General features: G+C 59.7%; 8 protein-coding genes. All 8 read right to left on the bottom strand.

All coding sequences use genetic code 11. The features are described from left to right. A partial coding sequence (gene tolB, locus AC2FNU_RS23580; RefSeq protein WP_496793524.1) for a Tol-Pal system beta propeller repeat protein TolB occupies nucleotides 1–1,222 on the bottom strand: 1,222 nt, incomplete at its 3' end. Continuing rightward, nucleotides 1,219–2,322: a cell envelope integrity protein TolA gene (tolA, locus tag AC2FNU_RS23575; RefSeq protein ID WP_496793520.1), complete on the bottom strand. Its 1,104-nt coding sequence runs from the start codon at nucleotides 2,320–2,322 to the stop codon at nucleotides 1,219–1,221. The genes tolA and tolB, both read right to left, overlap by 4 nt. A gap of 9 nt (nucleotides 2,323–2,331) precedes the next feature. Further along, the gene (tolR, locus tag AC2FNU_RS23570; RefSeq protein WP_480801099.1) at nucleotides 2,332–2,808 is read right to left on the bottom strand and encodes a protein TolR; all 477 of its coding nucleotides are present in this window, start codon (nucleotides 2,806–2,808) and stop codon (nucleotides 2,332–2,334) included. Between the two features lie 2 nt (nucleotides 2,809–2,810). Continuing rightward, nucleotides 2,811–3,506, bottom strand: coding sequence for a protein TolQ (gene tolQ / locus AC2FNU_RS23565; protein ID WP_171186917.1), 696 nt, complete (start codon nucleotides 3,504–3,506; stop codon nucleotides 2,811–2,813). 109 nt (nucleotides 3,507–3,615) lie between these two features. Next, on the bottom strand, nucleotides 3,616–3,999 hold the full coding sequence (ybgC, locus tag AC2FNU_RS23560) for a tol-pal system-associated acyl-CoA thioesterase (protein ID WP_171669287.1): 384 nt from the start codon (nucleotides 3,997–3,999) through the stop codon (nucleotides 3,616–3,618). After that, entirely contained in the window at nucleotides 3,996–4,619 is a 624-nt protein-coding gene (locus AC2FNU_RS23555; protein WP_496793510.1) for a hypothetical protein, read from the bottom strand. The genes ybgC and AC2FNU_RS23555 overlap by 4 nt, the downstream gene beginning before the upstream one ends. Before the next feature lie 63 nt (nucleotides 4,620–4,682). After that, nucleotides 4,683–5,702: a Holliday junction branch migration DNA helicase RuvB gene (gene ruvB, locus AC2FNU_RS23550; RefSeq protein WP_496793507.1), complete on the bottom strand. Its 1,020-nt coding sequence runs from the start codon at nucleotides 5,700–5,702 to the stop codon at nucleotides 4,683–4,685. Between the two features lie 4 nt (nucleotides 5,703–5,706). Next, on the bottom strand, nucleotides 5,707–6,093 hold a 387-nt coding region (locus tag AC2FNU_RS23545), incomplete at its 5' end, for a Holliday junction ATP-dependent DNA helicase RuvA (protein WP_496793506.1).

The following is a 6,093-nucleotide window of genomic DNA, read 5'->3' as shown; positions in this document are numbered from 1 at the left end:
CCCGCCCGCTGGCCCCCTGCGTTTCGCGCGTGAACATGATAACGCGGCCATTTGGTGACCACGTGGGGCCTTCGTCCAGGAATGACGCGGTCAACAACCGCTCTTCCGAGCCGTCAGTGCGCATAACACCGATGTGGAACCGGCCTTTATTCTGTTTGGTAAAGGCGATCAAATCGCCACGCGGCGACCAAACCGGGGTGCCATAGCGCCCCGCGCCAAAGCTGATCCGTGTCGCCTCACCCCCGTTTGCGGGCATCACATAAAGCTGCGGCGTGCCCGACCGGTCGCTTTCGAAAACGATGCGGCTTCCATCCGGAGAATAGCTGGGCGCCGTTTCGATCGCGGGCGTGTTGGTCAGGCGCGTGCTTTGCCCCGAGGCCAGATCCATCTTCCACAAATCCGTGTTACCGCCCTGAATCAGCGAATACACGATCGACCGACCATCCGGCGAGAAGCGGGGCGAGAAGCTCATGGTGCCGTCCTGGGTCTTGAGTTCCTGCCGTTTCACGCGTCCGACATCCAAGACATAGATGCGCGGGCTGCCGCTTTCGTAGCTGGTGTACAGCAACCGGTCGCCCGTGGGCGAAAAGCGCGGCGCCAGTACGATGGCTGAGCTGTCGGTCAGGTATTGCACATTTGCGCCGTCGTAATCCATGATCGCCAGTCGCTTGAGGCGTTGATCCTTGGGTCCGCTTTCCGACACAAAAGCCACGCGGCTGTCGAAATACCCCCCTTCACCCGTGATCCGGCTATAGACCTGATCGGCCACCTTGTGCGCCATGCGGCGCCAGCCATCGGTCGTACCTGCCAGTTGCAGGCCGGTGCCAAGTTCCTGACCCGAGAAAACATCCCAAACGCGAAACCGGACCGTCAACCGTTTCCCCGAAACATTGACTGCCCCGGTGACAAGTGCATCCGCGTTAATTGCTTTCCAGTCGGCAAATTGAACCGGCGCTTCAAAACTGCTGACCCGGCTGATGAACGCATCCGATGAGATTTCCCGGAAAAGGCCCGTTCCGGTCAGATCCGCCGCCACCACACGCGAAATATCCTGCGCGTATTGTGCCGCCGAGGGGCTATCGGGCACGAAATTGGGAACAGCAAATGGCAAAGGTTCGATAATACCCTGGTCCAATTCCAGTCGCAGGGGGCCATTTTGTGCGTAAACCGGCGCGGACATCAGGGTCAGGCCGACAAAGAGGCTGGTCAGAAGTTTCATCATTTGATCCGCATCCTCTCGGGATTGAATGTAATCTCAACATCCTGCCACTGAGCGTATTTGTCAGCAGGCAAGTCATATCCTTTGGCGCCACAGCGCAAAATCGCGCGTCTGGCAGCCTGATAAGCCTGATTGGCAGCACCGGCGGACCCACCCGAGCTGTCCAGCATCCGAATACTGCCGCCTACAACTGTACCATCACGGTTCAGCGAAAACGCAACCACGACCACCGTGTTCAGCGCATCTGTAGACAGTGAACCTACGTTCCAGCATCTGGAAACGGCCAGCCGCATTGCATCTTTTTCGCCGCTGGTGAGCGGCGGACCCGAAGGCTCGGTGCCGCCCCCCAAAGCTTCAGCCAATGCATCGTTGATCGCAGTCTCGTCTGCCTGCGCCTCTGATTCCGGGGTTGCTTCGGGCGTTTCTGCGACTTCCGGTTCCGGCGGCGGGCTGGGCCGGTTGGGACGTGTGCGCGGGCGAGGTGAACTGAGCAGCGGTTCTTTGGTCTCTTCCGCTTCGGTCACAATCTCTGGCGCGGCCTCTTCCGGGGCAGTCTGGTCTTGCTGTTCCTGCTGCACCTCAGCGCCCTCATCCAAAGACACAGGGGGCGTTTCAAACTCATCGGGCGTTGCCTCGGGCGGCGGTGGAGCAATCGCCTCGGGTGCAACGCGGTCCGCAGGGCGCGGTTGAGCCTCAGGTTCGGGCTGCGCGGGCTGTGCTACGGTTTCCACCTCTGGCTCGGCCAATGAAGGCGGCTCCTCCGGAAGCTCGGGCTCGGGCGGGGCTTCAACGATAACGGGCGCGGGTTCAGGGTCAGGTTCAGCAGGAACCACGGGTTCGGGGCGCTGCTGTTCCTCAACTACCGCCTCCGGAGGAGTGGTTTCGGGCTGCTCGGGTTCGGGTGGTTGCTGCAAAGCGACCGGCACCTCAGAAACGTCAGGCGCTTCGCGCTGCGCAGTCATGGCCGCAAACTGTTCAGCGGTTATCACGGAAACATCCTGCACGGCCATCGGCAATGGCTCGGACCGGAAGGTGCCGCCAAAAAGCGCCACGCCAATCAGGCTGACATGCGCAATCGCCGAAATCTTGGTGCCGGTATCCACCGTGCGACCTCACTCTCCACCTTCATCCAGCGTCGGCCCGCCCGTATCAGTCACAAGGCCAACGTTGGAAAACCCGCCCGCGTTCAGCGCGCCCATGACCTGCATCACCTGCGCGTAGGGAATCGCGCCGTCAGCGCGCAGGAACACCCGGTCACTGCTCCGCTCTGCCGCAATCGCGCGCAGCTTGCCAATCAACTCTTCGCGCAAGACATCCGTCGTCTGGATTTGCACGCGCCCATCTGCGGTGAGGGTCACGGTCAATGGCTCTTCGTTGTCACCAGGCAGCGCACTGGCTGCGGTTTTGGGCAAGTCGACCGGAACTCCAACCGTCAACAAGGGTGCGGCCACCATGAAGATGATCAGCAAGACCAACATGACGTCTACAAAAGGTGTCACGTTGATCTCGGACATAGGCTGCGCACGACCGCGACGTCGCCCGCGTCTACGCCCGTTACTGCCCGAAGATTGCTGAACCGCGGCCCCCATGATCAGCTGTCCAACTGGCGCGACAGGATGGTTGCAAACTCGTCAGCGAACGCCTCGTATCCACCTACGATCCGGTCACTATCCGCGCTGAGCTTGTTATAGAAAATAACCGCAGGGATCGCGGCCAACAAACCCAGGCCCGTCGCCAACAGCGCTTCCGCAATACCGGGGGCGACAACGGCCAGATTGGTGTTCTGCTGCTCGGCGATCTCGATAAAGGCATTCATGATGCCCCATACGGTACCGAACAGGCCAATAAACGGCGCGGTTGATCCCACTGTGGCCAAAATGGGCAACCCTTTCTGCAGGGTCTCTGCCTCTTTTGCGATGGCCACATCCATCGAACGATCAATCCGCGCGGTTGCTCCGGCGATCAAGCCGCCATCGTTGCGGTGTGACCTTCGCCATTCGATCATACCCGCAGCAAAAATCTTTTCTGAACTGCCATCCGGTTGCGTTCCGATCTGCTCAAACAGCTCATCCAAAGGGTTACCGGACCAGAAACTTTCGTCGAACACCTGCGCCTCGCGCCGCGCGGCCCGATAGTTGATCAGCTTTTGGATGATAATGCCCCAAGACCAAATCGATGCGCCAATCAGCATCAACATCACCAATTTGACGATAAAGGTCGCGCGGGCATACAGCCCCCACATGGAGAAATCGATCTCCTGCGCCAGCGCCAGCGTTTCAGCTTCCATGAACCTGCTCTTTGTTTTGCCTGACGGCCGTTTGTTTGGCCTTGTTTTGCCAAACGCTAACGCAGTTGGGGTTGAAAAGCCAACAGAACCACCCTTGGTCCGCAAATTGTTACATCAATGCGCGAATCTCTGCCGGAAGACGGATCGGCTTGCCATCTTTGTTGATGCACACAGCCGTGACCGAAGCGCGAAAAATCTCGGTTTCCCCCCGCCGCACAAGCTGCGCCATCGTCAGGCGCACGCCGGAAATCTCAGTCACTTCGGTTTCAACGATCAACTCGTCATCAAACTTGGCAGGCGAAAGGTAATCGGCCTCAACGCGGCGCACGACCCAGACAATACCTTCCTCGCGCATGGCGTTCTGATCATTTCCCAGATTGCGCACCCAGTCCGAGCGGGCACGCTCAATATACCGCAAGTAGTTCGCGTGATAGACAACACCGCCCATGTCGGTGTCTTCATAGTAAACGCGCACCGGGTACGTGTGTTTCATTGCGGCTGCTCCAGCCGGGCAAACAGTCTGAGTGCATGAGACGCATCCTGCGCTGCCCCCGGCAAGACCGGATCGTAAGCGGCCCGGATCAGTGCCGAAATATCAGGACGCAGGATTGTCGCCTCGCCGGCAATCGCAAGTGGAGATTGCGCCCGAAAGGCAGTATCAGACCAAAGCAGGATGGTCTGCACCACCTGGCTCAACGCAAGCGTTTCCGCAGGGATTTTGGACAGCTCTTTGTCCATGCGCAGAAACACAAAGGCCGCACGGATTGCACCATCTTCTTCGAACCGGAATATGCGATACTGATTGGCATCTGCCGCCACCAGCCGCTGGACCAAAGGTGCAAGGTCCGGGATCAGTCGATCCAAGTCTGGCACGTCCAGCAATTCCTGCCAGTCCCGAAAAAAGAAGACCATGCAATTGGCGCCAAGTTCGGGGTCGGTTTCCGCCATCTGATGCCCGGCCAGTGAAACAACGGCCTCAAATGCACCCTTCACCGTAGCCAGCGTCTCGTCTTCAACACCAAACACGATCGGTGCGATCGGCCGCCCCCAACGGGCAAACAGAAACTCACCGCTTTCGCGCGTGAACAGCGCCTCGATCTCTTCCGGTGTCACGCCCAGCCCTTCATCTTTTCAAAAATACTCTCGCCGAAGGCTTAGAATCTCTGGGCGCGGGCTTCAACCAAACAGATCGCTCTGCTGTTTAGGCGCAGTCATGCCCAAATGAGTCCACGCCTTTTGCGCCAACATCCGTCCACGCGGGGTGCGTTGAATCAAGCCCTGCTGCAAAAGATAGGGTTCAATCACCTCTTCCAGCGAGTCGCGGCTTTCCGACAAGGCCGCCGACATCGTTTCGATCCCAACGGGACCGCCACCGTAATTCTCGGCGATCAGTTTCAGATACCGGCGGTCCGCTCCGTCCAGCCCCAAATGGTCCACACCCAAGCGCGTAAGGGCCCCGTCAGCCAGATCGCGTGTAATCCGTCCGTCGCCTTCAACGATGGCAAAGTCCACCACCCGCCGCAACAACCGACCCGCGATCCGAGGGGTTCCGCGTGACCGGCGGGCAATCTCTCGTGCTCCGTCATCATCCGCGGGCGCACCCAGTTTCCGCGCGTTGCGCGTGACGATCTCGTGCAATTCATCCACCGTATAGAATTGCAGTCGCGTCGGGATACCAAACCTGTCGCGCAGAGGAGTTGTCAATAAACCCATCCGCGTCGTGGCCCCCACCAGCGTAAAGGGCTGCAATTCGATGCGCACCGTTCTGGCCGCAGGTCCTTCGCCAATCACCAGATCCAGTTCGAAATCCTCCATCGCAGGATAGAGCACTTCTTCCACCGCAGGGTTCAGGCGGTGGATTTCATCGATGAACAGAACGTCACGCGCCTCAAGATTGGTCAGGATGGCCGCCAGATCGCCCGCTTTCGCCAGAACCGGGCCAGACGTCATACGGAAGTTCACACCCAATTCTCGCGCCATGATCTGCGCCAACGTTGTTTTGCCCAATCCCGGCGGGCCATGGAACAAGGTATGATCCATCGCCTCGCCTCGTTGCTTGGCGGATTGAATGAAGATACGCAGATTGGCCCGCGCCTCGGCCTGACCGATAAACTCGTTCAGCCCCTGCGGGCGCAGGGCGCGGTCGTTGTCCTCGGGCAGAGGGTCTGGGCGCAGGGTGGGATCAGCGTCTACCATTCACTTACCCTTTCGGTGCCAACAATCTAAGCGCTGCGCGGATCAGATCGGCCTCGCCCGCTTCGGGCTGGCTTGCCGCCGCTTCAGCCACAGCGGCTGCTGCGTCAGACGGACCATACCCAAGATTTGCCAATGCCGACAAAGCCCCGGCCGACGCTGCGGCAGCGCCTGATGGCGGTTTTGATGACCGTTTGGGTGCAGGCGCAGGTTCGGCCAGCTCGACAACCTCAAGCTCGGGGCCGTCCATCGCCTCGGTAACCGTACCGCCCATGGCCATGACACCAGGCGCCTTGTCCTTGAGGTCCAGCACGATCCGCTGCGCCGTTTTCGGCCCCACACCTTTCGCCGCCTTGACCGCGCTCCAATCCCCCAAGGCAATTGCGCGGCTTAC

The organism is Ruegeria sp. BHSB064, from assembly GCF_059613205.1.
The sequence above is the reverse complement of the archived record's forward strand: the minus strand, read 5'-3'. Positions and strand labels throughout refer to the sequence as shown.